We start from the raw sequence: 15,170 nt of genomic DNA on the forward strand, positions 1-15,170 counted from the left end.
CGAACCGCACCCGGAGGTCTCTGTGCCGCGCCCTTTCCCGCGCCCCCGACTGCGCAGCACCGCGGCCTTGTTCACCACCATGACGGCATTGGCCGCCACCTCTCTCATCACCGGTCCGTCGGCCGCCGAACCCTTCTCGGCCGAACCCTGTGCCCTGACCCGCACTCAGGCGCACCACTCCGAGGGTCTGGACACCTGGAACACCGCCTATCCGCGCCCGGCCCGTTCCCTGGACGCGGTGATGGTGTTCCTGTCCTTCCCGGACGCGACCCCACGCACCACGCCCGGCGAACTGGCCGCCGACCACTTCCCGGCCACCAGCCGCTTCTTCGAGCAGGCCTCCTACGGCAAGTTCACGCTGCGCTCGCATCCGCTCCGGCACTGGATCCGGATGCCGCAGCCGTCCACGGCGTACGCCATACAGCGTGACTGGAGCGCGTCCCACCGCGCCGCCTATCTGCGCGACGCGCTGACCGCGGTGGACGGGCTGGTGGATTTCTCCCGGTACGACGTCGTCTACTTCGTCGCCGATCCGGACGCGCCCGGCGTGGACTCCGACGCGACGAAGGTCGTCAATCTGGACGTCCCGCTGCGGGCCGACGGCACGGACATCCGCCGGGTCGTCACGGTCTTCGAGCAGCATCCGCCGGACCGGCTGGTTCTCGCCCATGAGACCGGCCATGTCTTCGACCTGCCCGATCTCTACCACCGTCCGGTGGACGGCAAGGGCGACTGGGACACGTTCGTCGGCGACTGGGACCTGATGGGCAGCCAGTTCGGGCTGTCCCCCGACCTGTTCGCCTGGCACAAGTGGAAGCTGGGCTGGCTGGAGCCGCGGCAGGTGGCGTGTGTGCGGGGCCCGACGCGGCTGACGCTGGAGCCGCTCGGGGCGGGTGTGGGTGTGGCGGGTGCGGCCGGGGCGGCTTCCTTCGGGCTGGGGCGCGGCACCAAGCTCGCGGTGGTCAGGACCGGGCCCGACAGCGCCCTCGGCTTCGAGGCGCGCGGTGCGGTCGGCAACGACACGTCGACCTGTCGCGAGGGGGTGCTCGTCTACCGCGTGCACGCCGGCTCCCCGTCCGGCGGCGGCCCGGTCCAGGTGATCGACGCCCACCCACGCACCGAGGCCTGCTGGGAGGGCTCGGTGTACCCACCCCTCGCGGACGCCCCCGTCGCCCTCGGCGAAAGTTTCACGGTGCCGGGCACGGGCGTACGGGTGGACGTGGAGGGCCGAACGGCTTCGGGAACCTGGACGGTACAGATCACGCCCGCGTGAGCTCTTGAGCGGCAGCCGCTGCGGCCGGCCAAAGGGGGTGTGGGTGGCGGAGCCCCCACCACGCGCGGCGAAGCCGCGCAGAAATGACGACAGCGAGGCCGGTTCGCGCTTTCCGCGAACATGCCTCGCTGTCGATGTCGTGCGCCGCCAGGGACTCGAACCCCGGACCCGCTGATGCTGCATCCCCCGGGGGCGACCCCCGGACCCCCGGCCGCCCCTGTGGTGCCGGGGAGATCTCGCCCGCCAATGACGAAGGCCCCCCGCACTCGCGGGAGGCCTTCGTTGTCTGTGCGCCGCCAGGGACTCGAACCCCGGACCCGCTGATGCTGCATCCCCCGGGGGGCGACCCCCGGGCCCCCGGCCGCCCCTGTGGTGCCGGAGAGATCTCGCCCGCGAATGACGAAGGCCCCCCGCACTCGCGGGAGGCCTTCGTTGTCTGTGCGCCGCCAGGGACTCGAACCCCGGACCCGCTGATTAAGAGTCAGCTGCTCTAACCAACTGAGCTAGCGGCGCCTGCTGACGTCGTAGACCTTAGCATCCTGATCGGCGGGAGGAAAAATCGATATCCGCACGGCAGCACGGGCCGCCCGTACGGCCGCCCACAGCAGGATCTCGGGGCCCGGCAGCCAGGGGTGGCGGGTGTCGGGGGCGACGAGCCAGCGGCTGTCGAACGGGGTCGGGGTGGCATCCGTCGGCCTCGGAGCGGGGACGGTCACCGCGTCTCCGGCGCCATGGCACAGCAGCGGCGGAACCGCTCCCGTACGGCCGAACTCCTCCCACCGCAGCAGCGAGGGCAGCCGGTGCGCCGTGCCCGGCGCGGCGAACAGCAGCGTCCGCCCACGGAACACCGCGACCGGCCCGGAGCCCGGACCCTCGCCCCACAGCCGGTCGAGCATCCGGCGCCCGAAGATCGCGGGCACGCCGACGACGTCGAAGGCGGTACCGCAGGGCAGGACGACCGGCGCGTCCGGCCGGTCCTTCCACAGGGCCAGCGTGCTCCGCGGATACGTTCCTGCCGAGGCGAGCCACTCCGCCCCGTCCGTGGTGACGCCGTGGACGTCGGAACGGTCGGCGAAGAGCTTCTTGGGTGTGTCGCTCATGCCTCAAGGTGTACCGGGCGTGAGCGTTCCGTTCCGGAGGGTTGCCGGAAACCGGGACAGGGGAGGAGGCGGGGCAGTATCTTGCTCGCCTGGCATATGCCAGAGCTTTACGCGGGGTCGATGGTGCCCTTGCCCTCGGCACCCCGCATCAGGTCCCGGCCGAACTCGATCATCTTCTTGGCATAGTCCTCGGTCCACTCGGCCCGTTCCGCGATGTCCGCCGGCGTCAGCCGGTCGAACCGGCGCGGGTCCGCCAGCTGGGCCGCCGCGAGCGCCTGGAACTCCACGGCACGGTCCGTCGCCGCGCGAAAGGCGTGCGTCAGCTCCGTCGCCCGGGCCAGCAGCGCCCTGGGGTCGTCGATGGACTCCAGGTCGAAGAAGTGCTCCGGATCGGAGGCCACCTCCGCGGGCTCGAAGAGCAGGGGCGCGGGGCGTAGCCGCGGTTCATGCCGACGCGGCGTGTGCTCCGCCATGTCTTCTCCTCCTCATACGTTGCCGATGACCCGCCTGTCGGGAGTGGGCCGTCGTCCATTGTCTCGTGGCCGCGCAAGAGCGCAGTAAAGGCAGCTCAAGGGCTCCAGGTCACCTTGTGCTCCGCCAGACGCGCCAGCACCGCGTGGTTCGCCTCCCACCCGTCCGGAAACTTCACCACCGTCCCCAGCTGCACCGGCTCCGTCGACGGATAGTCGTCCAGCAGCTCGCCCACCCCAGCCCGGCAGACCACGATGCACGCATGCCGGTGGCGGGAGGCGAGGACGCACAGGCGACCTGTCTCCAGGTGGAAGGCGGTGGCGTCGGGGCGGCCGGAGAGCGGGTGCAGGACGACCGTGACGTCGTACTCGCGGCCCTGGAGACGGTTCGCCGTGTCGACCGTCACCTCTGTGACGCCCAGCTCGGCCAGGGCCGCGCGGACGGCCGCCGCCTGGTCGCGGTGGGCCGTGCCTACGGCGATGCGGTCGGCGGTGAGGGGGGCCGGGTCCGGTGAGCGCTCCGAGGTCGCCGCGCCACCCCGGTCCAGCAGCCGGCGCACGACCGTCGCCACCGCCCGCACCGCCTCCGGATCGGTGCGCGGAGTGTGCCGCGCGGGCAACTCCAGCAGACCCCAGCCCGACCGGGCCGCCTCGTCGATCACCCGGTCGGGACCGGAGCCGTCCGACGCGACCGCGAAGGCGAGGCTCCGGTCGCCGTGGTCCGTGCCGCTACGGAAGGGCGTGAACGGGTAGAACGCGTCCGAGACCAGCTGGGCCGCCGACGCAGGGAGCCGCCAGGACACCGGGAGGCGGTGCTGCGGCAGCTCCGGGTTGTGGGCGAGCAGGGTCGTCACCGCCGACGCCGACGGGTCGTACGACAGCCCCGCCCACTGCTCGCTGCCCACGATCGCGAACGGGTCCAGCTGCCCCGGGTCGCCCACGAACAGCGCCCGCTCGAACAGCCCGGCCACGGCCAGCAGCGAGTCCGAACGCATCTGGTACGCCTCGTCGACGATCGCGTGCTGCCACGGCTCGTCGACCTTGACGTGCGCCCACTTCGCGGCGGTGGAGAGGGTGACCGGGAGACCGGCCAGGTCCGCAGGCTTCGCCGACGTCCGTACGTTCGTCAGCTCGTCCAACGTCTTGTCGTACGCGTCCGTGTCACTGCTGTGCAGACGGCCGACCGGCAGCTCCGGGTTCTTCTCCGCGAGCCGCAGCACCAGGTCGTCGACCTGGGCGTTGGTCTGCGCGACGACCATCAGCGGGCGCCCCGCCTCGGCCAGTTCGAGCGCCGCGCGGACGACGAGCGTGGACTTCCCGGCGCCGGGCGGGGAGTCGACGACGACACCCCGCTCGTCGCTGTGCAGGGTGTTGTGGAGGATCGCGTCGGTGGCCTGCGCGGCGGCCGTACCCGGGTCGAAGACCGTGGTCACAGAACATCCTCCTCGGTCATGCGGTCGGCGGCCTCCTGGACCGCCTCGCCGGGCGGCCCGCCGTGCGTCCAGGGCGTGGCCTCCGGGTCGGGCAGCTTCGCGCCGCCGCGCTGCTCGTGCTCGAAGAGGGTGAAGCAGAGCAGGTCACCCTTCTCCGGCACGGACCCGGTCTCGGGCTCCTTGCCGCGGCCCATCCTGTCGAGGATCCGCAGGACGATCAGGGCGTCCTCCTCGCCATCGCTCTCGTATCCGACGAACTCGGCCGTCTGCGGCTTGCCGCTCAGCGAGCGGTACACCTTCACGCGCTCCCCGAGGTGCGGCCGGTCGTCCGTGCGGACCGTGACGAGCGGGCGCGGGCTGGGCCGCTTGCCCTCGCTGTACGTCATCACGACGTCCGTGACCTCACCCGCGAACGCCTCTCCGGACAGTCGCCGCCCCGCCATCACCAGCGGGTCGTCCAGGGCCTCCTGCGCCTCCAGACGGGCCTGCTCGCGCTCGCGCGTGGCGAGCTTGTTGGCGGCGGTGACCGCGTCGTCGCGGCGCGGCTGCGGGGGCTCGCCGGCGAGGACACGGTCGCGGTGGCTGGTGAAGGACCAGCGGTCCCGGGTCCAGCGCTCCTCGACGCGCGCGCCCTCGGGCAGCGTCCGCAGCAGATCCAGGCCGCGCCACACGGCGTCCCAGGTGGGCCGGGTCCGGCTCTCGACCAGCTTTCTGATCTCCCGCTCGGCGGTGGTGAGTTCACCGAGCCGGTCGTCCGCCTCCAGACCGTCCTGGGCGGCGGCGAGGGCGGTACGCGCGCGGTCGTAGCGCTCGATGGCCGGGGCGAGCAGTTTGTTGTCGAACGCCGGGTCGGTGGCGGGGCCGGCCGGCGGGTGCAGCAGCTGCCCCTTCGCGTCCCGGCCGAGCTCGGCCTCCAGCGCGGCCTCGGCGCCGGTCGTGCCCTCGGGCGGGTCGATCCAGGCGAGCAGCGCGCCCAGGTGCTGGTCCTCCAGGGTGGACTGGCCGGTCGCCCAGTGCCGGGACAGGACCTCCGTCGCGGCGAGCAGCAGGGAGGAGCCGGGGACCCGGGCCCGCTCCCCGAAGTGGGTCAGCCACCGGCCCAGCAACGGCACGCGCGGCGGTGCGGGATGCGGGGACTCGGGGTCCTGCTCGGCCGTACGCCGAAAACGCATCGAGCGTCCCAGCAGCCGTACGAGGTCGATGCCCGCGCGGCTCGGCACGATCAGCTGCGGGGCGTCCGCGCACAGCTCGACCTCGACCTTGACCCGCTTGCCGGTCTCCGGATCGGTCTCGCTGCGCTCGGCCGCCTCGACGGCCTCCGCGTACGTGTCGACGTACGGCAGCACGATGTCCGCCAGCTCGGCCAGGAACGCGAACCGCAGATCGCGGTCGCGGGGCTGCGGTACGACGAGGAGGCGCGGGGCGTCCCGGTCGGTGCCGACGAGCGCGCCGAGCGGGGCGCCGGCCTCACCGGCGGTGGTGAGCGGCACGAGGACGAGGGGCCGGTCGCAGAGGTGTCGGTGCCGGACCGTGGCGGAGGGCTGGGCGCGGCCGCTGGTGACGGCTTCCAGGCGGGCGAGGGTGGCGATCAGTGACATGCGGGTGCCTCCGGTGCGGTCGCCCCCGGCGCCATGGCGCTCAGCGCCTCGGCCCGCAGTTCCGCCGCTCTGCGCAGGGCGGCCACCGCCGGGTCCGCGCCGTCCCCGGCCTCTCCGCGGGCCGCGGCCAGGACGTCCGCCACGGTGGTCAGGCCGCCGAGTTCGGCCCGCACGGACCGGCCCAGGGACGTCACCGCGCCGGCCGCGCGGGAGCGGTCACGGCAGTGGAAGGCCAGCTCGCATGCGGCCAGGCACTCGGGCGCGTATGTCGCCGGGACCGACTCGACGGCCGCCGTCAGCTCCTCGGTGGGCCGCGCGGGGTCGAAGCAGGTGCCCTCGGGGAGCGTCTCGGCGATGTCCTGGACACGGGTCAGACGGGCCAGCTGGCGGCCGGTCACCGCCCGCTGCTTGCGGATGTCGACGGCGGAGGCGGTGGGCAGGTTGGAGAAGTCCTTGGGGCAGACGAGCAGCACCCGGTCGCGCACCTCGGGAGCGGGGGCGCTTTCTTGGGTGAGACGCGCCGCGACCTGCTCCAGCGCCAGCACGTACACCGCCGCCTGCCGCGCCGCCGCGCCCACCTTCGCCGGGTCCGCCGAACCGTCCAGCATCGGGAAGGACTTGATCTCCACGACCGTCCACGTGCCGTCCGGGTGCACGACCACCGCGTCCGGCTCCAGGAAGGCGGGGGAACCCGCGACGTCCAGCGCGAGCATCGGGTGGTCGAGCAGCGTCCACTCGCCGGCCGCCTCGGTGGCCTCGCGCAGCGCCAGCGCCGTCCGGGCCGTGCGCCCCTCGGGGCCGATCGCGGTCAGCTCGGGCACACGCGCATGGGCGGGCGGCTCGGCGGACGGGTCCAGCCTCTCGTGGACCAGCCGCAGCAGCTCCGCGCCGCCGTCCGCCTTGGCCTTCGCCTCGAACGCGTTGCCCCGGGTGAGCGCGAACTGCGACTGACCGAACGCCGACGGCGAGCCGAGCGCGCCCGCCAGCGCCGCCTTGTTCACCCCGGCGCCGTCCAGGATCGCGCGCCGTCTGCAGCCCGGGTTCGCGGCGAGGGCGGCCAGGGCGCGGGCATCCAGCGCCTTGGCCGGTACGTCGGGACCGCGCAGCTCAGCGAGCTGTTGCCGGAGCGCCGTCCCCCGCTTCCGAGGGGGAGGCACTCGGCTCGGTTCCTGGTCCGAACCGTGTCTCGCGCTGCCGTGGAATTCGCTCACCCGCGGAAGTCTGGCATCCGGCACTGACAATTGAGGCCTGTGCGCCGGGAGTGCTCGCCGCGGCAGGCGCGAGGACCACCGCCGCGCGCGCCTTGAACCGGTCCGCGCCGCGCAGCACCAACGGCGCCAGCAGCAGCCCGACACCCATGACGGCGGCGCCCGCGACCGCGTCGAGGAAGTAGTGGTTGGCTGTGCCCATCACCACGATCGTGGTGATCAGCGGGTAGGCGACACCCAGAGCCTTCGTCGTACGCGTGCCGCCGTAGCGCCACAGCATGACCCCGCACCACAGGGCCCAGCCCACATGCAGGCTCGGCATGGCCGCGTACTGGTTCGTCATGCCGCCCATGCCCCGGGGCGCGCTCGCCTCGCCGCCCCACCAGCCGTACGAGCTGTACTGGGCCATCGTGTCGACGAAGCCGTAGCTCTCCGACAGCAGGCGCGGCGGGCAGGTCGGCAGCAGGGTGAAGCCGATCAGGCCGATGAACGTCGAGGTCATCAGCCAGGTGCGGGCCGCGCGGTAGAGCGCCGTGCGGGACCGGAAGAGCCAGATCAGGATCGCCGGGGTGACCAGGTAGTGCAGTGACGCGTACCAGAAGTCGGCCGGTACACCGATCCAGGTCTGGCTGGTGAACAGGCGGTTGAGCGGGTGCTCCGCGTTGATGTGGAGGAACTTCTCCACCTTCAGGATCGCCAGACCGTGGTCGACGGCGTGCGTGACGTCGCCCCGCGCGAGGAGTCGGCCCGCCGAGTAGCAGGCGTACACCAGGACGAGCAGCGGCAACTCCGTCCACCAGCGCAGACGGGTTCGCGAGGCAGCCTCGATGCCTGGTGTCTCGGCGTGCGGCATCCGATCGCCTCCCCCTTCTTGTCGCGGCGTCCGGTTGCCCGGTCTTACCACTTTACGGTGTATGTGGTCGTCCCTGTTGAGGGCCCCCGGCCCTCTAGGACGCGGAGATCGCCCGTCGGGTTGCCCCCGCACAGGGTGCGGGATGATGGATGCGGCCCGCCCGCATTTTTCCTCGAAAGGTCACTTGGCTCATGGCACCGCGCATCCTGCTGGCCCGGCACGGACAGACCGAATGGTCGCTGGCCGGGAAACATACCGGCAGGACCGATGTGCCGCTCCTGGAGGAGGGGCGCCGAGGCGCCAAACTACTCGGTGAGCGTCTGCACCGCGCGCCGCTCGACGGTCTGCCCGGGGTCGAGGTGCGCACCAGCCCGCTGGCACGCGCGCGTGAGACGTGCGAGATCGCCGGATTCAAGGAGCGCGCGAGCGAGTGGGACACGCTCCTCGAGTGGGACTACGGCGCGTACGAGGGCATGACCCCGGCCGACATCCACGCCGTCCGCCCCGGCTGGCTCATCTGGCGCGACGGGGTGCCCGAGGGCGAGACGCTCGCCGAGGTGACGGCCCGCGCGGACGAGGTGGTCGCCTGGGCCCGCGCGGCGGGCCGGGACGTCCTGGTCTTCGCGCACGGGCACATCCTGCGGTCCATAGGCGCACGCTGGCTGGGCCTGCCGCTCGACTTCGCCGCGCGGATACGGCTGAACCCGACGTCGCTTTCGGTCCTGGGCTGGGCCTACGGCGAGCCGGCGATCGAGAGCTGGAACGACCTGGGGCATCTCGCGGGCTAGGCCGATCTCGGCACGCTCGCGTGCCGTTCCAGGAACGTGGAGACCCCCGACGCCCTGCGGTGCGGCAGCAGCACCCGAGCCGTCCCCGCCAGCATCGACTGGATCCGTGACGACTGCACCTGACCCAACAGGTCCAGGACGCGCATCCCCGCCGCCGCGGCCTCGTCGGGCCGGCCGCCGCGGGCCAGGTCGTCCGCCAGCTCGGCCGTGTACAGGGCGATGTTCCGGCTGAAGTGGGGGTCCTGCAGCTCGGCCGCGCGGTGCGCGTGGCGGGCCGCGCGCGGCCAGTCGCCCAGCGTCGACCAGCACTGCGCCTCCAGGCCCTCCAGTTCGGCCTCGCCGTAGAAGCTCATCCACTCGGGGTCGGCGTCCGAGGGGCCACGATCGAAGAGGGCCTGGGCGCGGGCCAGCGCCTGTTCGCAGCCGGTGCGGTCGGCGAGCCCCGCCCAGCCGCCCGCCTCGCGCAGCGCGAGCAGCGACATCAGCCGTGCGGAGCCCAGCGGGCGTCCGACGCGCTGCGCGGCCTGCGCGGCGCGCAACGCCTCCCGCGGGCGCCCCGCGTCGCGCGCGAGGAACGCCGTGTTGCAGAAGGCGTGCGACTCCAGGGCGGCGTCACCGGTCATCCGGGCGGTCGCGAGCGCCTCCGCGTAGTGCGAGCGCGCGTCGTCGTACCGCCCCGAGTCGTGCGCCAGCCAGCCCACCGAGATGGCGAGCTCACCCGCGCCCGAGTGCAGGCGGTCGGCGGTCGTCTGCCGGGTGGCTCCGGCGTCCAGCAGCGCGTACGCGGCGCGCAGCGGCGTCGCCGCGCGCCGGTACAGCCCGTCCGCGCCGTGCCGGTCGTCCAGCAGCCGGATCCTGCGGACCGCTTCGTCCAGGGCGTCCACATCACCCGCCCCCACCCGGCGGACGGGGCGTCTCGCAGCCGCGGCGACGGGGCTCCCCCCGCCCGAGCCGAGGCGGGAGTGGGGGAGGGCGAGCCCGATGGGGGTCAGTGAGGCGGTGGCCACCGTGGCGCCCCCGCTGGTCATGAATGCGCGACGCAGCACGTCGCTCTCCTCGTTGTCGTACGTCTCGTAGGGGTCCTGCGTGTCATACGGCTCGTACGCCCCCCATGTCTCACCCGTGGCGTGCACGGGGGTCGAGACGCAGGCCGGTGGCGCGACCTCGGTGGTGCGCGCCCCGCGTCCGCGTACGGACGAGCGGGGGGCGAACCCCAGGTCGGTGAGCGTGCGGCCGGGGAACATGTGCAGGAACACCCGTTCGTACGCGTAGTTGGGGCAGCGGATCTCGCCCGCCTCGACCCGGCCCACATAGCGCGCGTCACAGCTGACCCGCTCGCCGATCTCGCGGGCGGCCCGCCGCACCGCCGCGGCGAACTCGGCCGGGGAGCGCTGTCCGCGCAGCTCCCGGAACGCGAGGTTCGGCCGCGGTGGCCTGGGGTACTGGGACGAGGTCATCGTTGACGACGCCATGGCCGGGTCCTCTCGTGCGAACCGTCGAACCATGCCGGATTCGGGGTGAGTTGTGCGTGTGACACCCTGTTTCCAGCGGGCATGAACGTACCCGCTGTGCCGGACCCGCCACGCAGGGTTTGGCTACAAACCGGATATCTCATCCGGGATCTGCCATGAACTGCCATCCTTTGCGGCTGACTTGCGCCGTAGCCGTTGACGCCGCCGGGCGTTGAACTTCACAGGACCGGGAGCCGCCCGACTCCCGACCCGCTCGTTACGAGGAGGGGTTCCGTGGTGGAGGCCGGGATGGAGACCAGGCAGAGCATCGAAGTGTGTGCGCCGCTGACGGAGCGCCGCGAACCACCGGCCCCGGAGGCCGGGTGCGACCTCGTCACGGTGCCGACCCGGCAGGGCCTGGAGGCGGTCGACATCCTGCGGCGCGGGGCGGGGGACGCGGTGGGGCCGGTTCTCCACGACGACGGTGGCGACACCCTCGGCTTCGTGGTCCCGCCGGGCACGGCCGCCGCGTGGGACGTACCGGGCAGCACCTGTACGGAGACCGACGGGCGGGGGCTGCGACTGAACCCCGAGCCTCCGGTGGAGGGCTCGGACTGGCTGCTGCCACCGGGTGAGGCCGACCTGGCGACGGACCCGGCGGTGCTGCGGGCGGCGCTGGGGGAGGCGGCGCGGTTGATCGAGGCGGCGGACAACTGCCGGTGACGTGGCGTGGCGTGACGTGATGGGGCCCGGTGTCGGTGCGGGGCGGAAGCCGCCCCGGCGGCACGACCGCCTGCCGCTTGCGACAATGCCCCCATGGGAAAGTCCAGGAGCGGCCGACGCGGCCAAGCGGTCGCCGAAGCCGTCGTAGAAGCCGTCGACGGCGGCCTCGCCGAGCTCATACCCGACCGGGAGCGCGCGCGTGCCTGGACGCTGCTGATCGACGGGGCGCCGCAGTCGCACGTCGACCTGGACGACCCGGCATACCTCTCCTTCGAGTACCAGCGCCGCCTCGGGCACGTCATCGACCTGGTCGCCCCGCCCGGGAAGCCCGTCCACGCCGTGCACCTCGGCGGCGGGGCGTTCACCCTCGCCCGGTACGTCGCCGCCACCCGCCCCCGCTCCACCCAGCAGGTCGTGGAGCGCGACGCGGCCCTCGTCCAACTGGTCCGCCGCGAGCTGCCGTTGGATCCGAACGCCCGGATCAGGGTGCGCTCGACGGACGCCCGCGAGGGTCTCGCCAAGGTGCCCGACGGCTGGGCCGACCTCGTCATCGCGGATGTGTTCAGCGGGGCCCGCACGCCGGCCCACCTGACCTCGACGGAGTTCCTCGACGAGGTCCGCAGGGCCCTCAGGCCCAACGCCTTCTACGCCGCCAACCTCGCCGACGGTCCCCCGCTCGCCCATCTGCGCGGCCAGATCGCCACGGCCGCCGCCCGCTTCGAGCACCTCGCCCTCATCGCCGACCCGACGGTCCTGCGCGGCAAACGCTTCGGCAACGCGGTCCTGGTCGCCTCCGACGCCCCGCTCCCCGTCCCCGAACTCACCCGCCGGGCCGCCTCCGACCCCCACCCCGGCCGCCTCGAACACGGCAAGCCCCTCACCGACTTCACGGGAGGGGCCGCACCCGTGACGGACGCGGCGGCGGTCGCCTCACCCGCGCCGCCGCCGTCGGTGTTCCGTTAGCAGGCCTCGCAACAGGTCTTCGCTAGTACGTGCCCACCTCCACCCGAGGCGCGCTGTCGTGCCAGGTGCAGAACACCGACACCCGGTCCGCGCCGGAGGCGAACTCCACCCGGATCCACGTCTCCGTCTTCCACACCTGCATCGACCAGCCCGCGCCCGGAGTCGCCGACACGAGGGTCGCCGAGGTCTTGCCGAGGTCGAAGACCGCGCGGCCGCCCTCGGTGTCGTAGCTCTTGACCTGGCCCGAAGTGGAGGGGGAGGGGCCGGCGGTCTTCGTCGGCGTCTTCGAGGGCGACGGCGTCGGGGTGCGGGACGGGGTGCGCGACGGGCTCGTCGACGGTGTCGCCCGCGCCGTCGACGACGCCAGCGGCTTGGACTCCTGGGTCGTCGCGTCGGCCGCCGTGATCGGCAGGGCGCGAGGGGGGTCGTAGGCCGTGCCCGCCATCACCGTGTGGACGCCCCACCACGACAGCGTGACCGCCGCGCCCGTGGCGAGCGACCACGCCAGTACGTGTATGAGTCCTCTGCGCATCGCGGGCCATACTGCCTCACCCGTCCCATGCGTTGTCCACAGGTGAGAGTTGTCCACAGGCGCCGGATGGGCCTCCCTCGCATGGCGTACGGTGCGGCGCATGGCAAGTGTGCTCGTGGTCGAGGACGACCAGTTCGTACGCTCGGCGCTGATCCGGCATCTCACCGACGCCGCGCACACGGTGCGCAGCGTCGGTACGGCACTGGAGGCGCTGCGCGAGGTCGCCCATTTCCATTTCGACGTGGTCATCCTCGACCTCGGTCTGCCCGACCTGGACGGATCCGAGGCGCTGAAGATGCTGCGCGGCATCACCGACGTCCCCGTGATCATCGCCACCGCGAGGGACGACGAGGCGGAGATCGTCCGGCTGCTGAACGCGGGCGCGGACGACTACCTGACCAAGCCGTTCTCCGTCGAACACCTGTCCGCCCGGATGGCCGCCGTCCTACGACGGTCCCGGGCCGTCGTCGGTGAGGCGCAGCCGGAGTCCGTGATCCGGGTCGGCGGCCTCGTCGTCGACCCGCTGCGCCGCCAGGCCGAACTGGACGGTGCCCGACTCGACCTCACCCGCCGCGAGTTCGACCTGCTCGCCTTCCTCGCCGGCCGCCCCGGCGTCGTCGTCCCCCGCAAGGAACTCCTCGCCGAGGTCTGGCAGCAGTCCTACGGCGACGACCAGACCATCGACGTCCATCTGTCCTGGCTGCGCCGCAAGCTGGGCGAGACCGCCGCGCGACCGCGCTATCTGCACACTCTGCGGGGTGTCGGCGTGAAGCTGGAGCCGCCGCTGTGAGATGGGCACTCGTCAAGGTCTGCCTCGCGGTCACCACCATGGTCGTGGTCGCCTTCGCCGTCCCCCTCGGCCTGGTCATCAAGGAGATGGCCCGGGACCGCGCCTTCTCCAACGCCGAGCGCGAGGCGGCGGCCGTCGCGCCCGCCCTGTCCATCACCACCGACCGGGACCAGCTGGAGCGGGTCGTCGCCTCCGCCGGCTCGGAGGCCGAGATGGCCGTGCACATACCGGCGGGCGCCGGCGCCCGGACCGTCGACATCGGGCGACAGCGCGCCGCCGACGGGGACATCGCGACCGTACGGAAGCTGGGCCGCGCCTCCACCAGTGAGGTGGCCGGCGGCTCCACGCTGCTCCAGCCCGTCGCGCTCAGCTCCGGCGAGATCGCGGTCGTCGAGGTCTACGTCCCGGAGTCCGAGGTCAGCTATGGCGTCGCCACGGCATGGGCGGTGCTCGCCGGTGTCGGCGTCGCGCTGATCGTCGGCTCGGTCGCGGTCGCGGACCGGCTGGGCGTACGGATGGTGCAGCCCGCCCAGCGGCTCGTCGAGGGCGCGCACGAACTGGGGGAGGGGAAGCTGGGCTCCCGGGTGCCCGAGGAGGGGCCGACCGAACTGCGGCTCGCGGCGGCGGCGTTCAACTCCATGGCCGACCAGGTCGTACAACTGCTCGCGAACGAGCGGGAACTGGCGGCCGACCTGTCCCATCGGCTGCGTACACCCCTGACCGTGCTGCGGCTCAACACGGCCTCGCTCGGCGACGGGCCCGCCGCCGAGCAGACCCGGGCCGCGGTGGCCCAGCTGGAGCGCGAGGTCGACACGATCATCCGGACGGCGAGGGAGGCCAAGCCGCAGACCGCGGCCGCCGGGCCCGGCGCCGGATGCGATGTGGCCGAGGTGGTCCGGGAGCGGATGGCGTTCTGGTCGGCGCTCGCCGAGGACGAGGGGCGCAAGGTGCGGGTGGCCGGTGTGGAGCGGCCGGTGCGCATACCCGTGGCCCGCGCCGACCTCGCGGCCGCGCTGGACGCCCTGCTCGGCAACGTCTTCCGGCACACCCCCGAGGGCACCGCCTTCGCGGTCGACGTGCACAACGGCGAGGACGCGGTGATCGTGCTGGTCTCGGACGCGGGGCCCGGCATACGCGATCCCGAGGCGGCGATGGCCCGTGGGCGGGGGTCCGGGAGTGCCGGGTCGACCGGGCTCGGCCTGGACATCGTGCGCCGGCTCGCGGAGGAGACCGGCGGGGATGTGCGGATCGGTGCGTCGGTGCTGGGCGGCACCGAGGTGCGGATCTGGATCCAGCCGGCCGGGCGCGAGCGCACACCCGGCCGAGGGCACCGAGGGGGCGTACGGCGTCGTCGGCGCGGCAGATTGGTCTTGACCTTTAACCGGTCCCGATCCCTTCCTTAAGCGCACCCTAAGATCCTCAACCCCCGTCCCGAACAGGCCTTTTGTCCGATTCGAGCTCGCTAGCGTGCTGCCGCACCCCACCCCCGAACAACGAAGGCAGGCACGCCATGAGCACGCACCGGCGCAAGGTGAGCGGCAGAAACAAGGTGATCGCCGGGGCTGTCGCCGCGGCCGTGGTCGGCGGCGGCGCGATCCTGCTCACCGGTACGGCTCAGGCGGCCGGGGTCGGCGCCGCGTACACCAGGACCAGTGACTGGTCGACCGGATACACCGCCCAGTACGTCGTGACGAACAACAGCGGTGGGACGGAGACGGACTGGACCCTGGAATTCGACCTCCCCTCCGGCACCGAGCTCAGCTCCCTGTGGAACGCCGAGTCGAGCATCAGCGGCCGGCACGTCACCGTGACGCCGCCGAAGTGGGACACCGACGGAATCCGGGCCGGAGAGTCGGTCACCGTCGGCTTCGTCGTCAACGGCAGCGCGGACCCGACCGGTTGTCTCGTCGACGGAGACAAGTGTTCCGCGGAAGGCGGCGCGACTCCGGAGCCGACCGGCCGCCCCACGCAGAGCACGACCCCCACCC

The 15,170-nt window shown here is 72.9% G+C and carries 15 protein-coding genes and 1 tRNA gene; 7 read left to right on the forward strand and 9 right to left on the reverse strand.

What is annotated here, in order from left to right; all coding sequences use genetic code 11:
• Nucleotides 1-22 precede the first annotated feature (22 nt).
• Nucleotides 23-1,273, forward strand: coding sequence for a M6 family metalloprotease domain-containing protein (locus TN53_RS35795; RefSeq protein ID WP_046262984.1), 1,251 nt, complete (start codon nucleotides 23-25; stop codon nucleotides 1,271-1,273).
• Between the two features lie 439 nt (nucleotides 1,274-1,712).
• On the opposite strand, the gene TN53_RS35800 is transcribed toward TN53_RS35795, so the two are convergent.
• The 7 genes from TN53_RS35800 to TN53_RS35825 form a co-directional block, all read right to left on the reverse strand.
• Nucleotides 1,713-1,786 (reverse strand) — tRNA-Lys (locus TN53_RS35800).
• Complete coding sequence (locus tag TN53_RS44490) at nucleotides 1,777-2,373, reverse strand: bifunctional DNA primase/polymerase (protein WP_063776287.1); 597 nt, start codon at nucleotides 2,371-2,373, stop codon at nucleotides 1,777-1,779. Before TN53_RS44490 ends, TN53_RS35800 begins: the two co-directional genes overlap by 10 nt.
• Before the next feature lie 107 nt (nucleotides 2,374-2,480).
• Nucleotides 2,481-2,846: a hypothetical protein gene (locus TN53_RS35805; RefSeq protein ID WP_046262985.1), complete on the reverse strand. Its 366-nt coding sequence runs from the start codon at nucleotides 2,844-2,846 to the stop codon at nucleotides 2,481-2,483.
• A 95-nt stretch (nucleotides 2,847-2,941) separates the two neighbouring features.
• Nucleotides 2,942-4,276 (reverse strand): AAA domain-containing protein, encoded by a 1,335-nt coding sequence (locus TN53_RS35810; protein WP_046262986.1) that lies wholly within the window; start codon nucleotides 4,274-4,276, stop codon nucleotides 2,942-2,944.
• Nucleotides 4,273-5,874 (reverse strand): hypothetical protein, encoded by a 1,602-nt coding sequence (locus TN53_RS35815; RefSeq protein WP_046262987.1) that lies wholly within the window; start codon nucleotides 5,872-5,874, stop codon nucleotides 4,273-4,275. The genes TN53_RS35810 and TN53_RS35815 overlap by 4 nt, the downstream gene beginning before the upstream one ends.
• A complete protein-coding gene (locus tag TN53_RS35820) occupies nucleotides 5,865-7,031 on the reverse strand; it encodes a hypothetical protein (protein WP_046262988.1) in 1,167 nt (388 codons plus the stop codon). The genes TN53_RS35815 and TN53_RS35820 overlap by 10 nt, the downstream gene beginning before the upstream one ends.
• Nucleotides 6,982-7,935 (reverse strand): phosphatase PAP2 family protein, encoded by a 954-nt coding sequence (locus TN53_RS35825; protein ID WP_046262989.1) that lies wholly within the window; start codon nucleotides 7,933-7,935, stop codon nucleotides 6,982-6,984. Before TN53_RS35825 ends, TN53_RS35820 begins: the two co-directional genes overlap by 50 nt.
• A gap of 191 nt (nucleotides 7,936-8,126) precedes the next feature.
• Between TN53_RS35825 and TN53_RS35830 the strand changes: the two genes are divergently transcribed.
• A complete protein-coding gene (locus tag TN53_RS35830; protein WP_046262990.1) occupies nucleotides 8,127-8,723 on the forward strand; it encodes a histidine phosphatase family protein in 597 nt (198 codons plus the stop codon).
• Here TN53_RS35830 and TN53_RS35835 read toward each other — a convergent pair.
• Nucleotides 8,720-10,195 (reverse strand): tetratricopeptide repeat protein, encoded by a 1,476-nt coding sequence (locus TN53_RS35835; protein ID WP_046262991.1) that lies wholly within the window; start codon nucleotides 10,193-10,195, stop codon nucleotides 8,720-8,722. The genes TN53_RS35830 and TN53_RS35835 overlap by 4 nt on opposite strands.
• A 288-nt stretch (nucleotides 10,196-10,483) precedes the next feature.
• Here TN53_RS35835 and TN53_RS35840 point away from each other — a divergent pair, with 288 nt between their 5' ends.
• Together TN53_RS35840 and TN53_RS35845 are read left to right on the forward strand one after the other, a co-directional pair.
• Nucleotides 10,484-10,897, forward strand: coding sequence for a hypothetical protein (locus tag TN53_RS35840; protein WP_046262998.1), 414 nt, complete (start codon nucleotides 10,484-10,486; stop codon nucleotides 10,895-10,897).
• A 93-nt stretch (nucleotides 10,898-10,990) separates the two neighbouring features.
• Nucleotides 10,991-11,860 carry a spermidine synthase gene (locus TN53_RS35845; RefSeq protein WP_046262992.1) on the forward strand — a complete coding sequence of 290 codons (870 nt, stop codon included), beginning with the start codon at nucleotides 10,991-10,993 and terminating at the stop codon, nucleotides 11,858-11,860.
• A 22-nt stretch (nucleotides 11,861-11,882) separates the two neighbouring features.
• On the opposite strand, the gene TN53_RS35850 is transcribed toward TN53_RS35845, so the two are convergent.
• Entirely contained in the window at nucleotides 11,883-12,392 is a 510-nt protein-coding gene (locus TN53_RS35850) for a hypothetical protein (RefSeq protein ID WP_046262993.1), read from the reverse strand.
• A gap of 100 nt (nucleotides 12,393-12,492) precedes the next feature.
• Here TN53_RS35850 and TN53_RS35855 point away from each other — a divergent pair, with 100 nt between their 5' ends.
• The 3 genes from TN53_RS35855 to TN53_RS35865 all read left to right on the forward strand — a co-directional run.
• Nucleotides 12,493-13,182, forward strand: coding sequence for a response regulator transcription factor (locus TN53_RS35855; protein WP_046262994.1), 690 nt, complete (start codon nucleotides 12,493-12,495; stop codon nucleotides 13,180-13,182).
• On the forward strand, nucleotides 13,179-14,585 hold the full coding sequence (locus TN53_RS35860) for a HAMP domain-containing sensor histidine kinase (protein ID WP_046262995.1): 1,407 nt from the start codon (nucleotides 13,179-13,181) through the stop codon (nucleotides 14,583-14,585). Before TN53_RS35855 ends, TN53_RS35860 begins: the two co-directional genes overlap by 4 nt.
• Before the next feature lie 107 nt (nucleotides 14,586-14,692).
• On the forward strand, nucleotides 14,693-15,170 hold a 478-nt coding region (locus tag TN53_RS35865; RefSeq protein ID WP_046262996.1), incomplete at its 3' end, for a cellulose binding domain-containing protein.

It is taken from the genome of Streptomyces sp. WM6386 (assembly GCF_000972385.1).
In the GTDB taxonomy this organism is placed as follows: Bacteria; Actinomycetota; Actinomycetes; order Streptomycetales; family Streptomycetaceae; genus Streptomyces.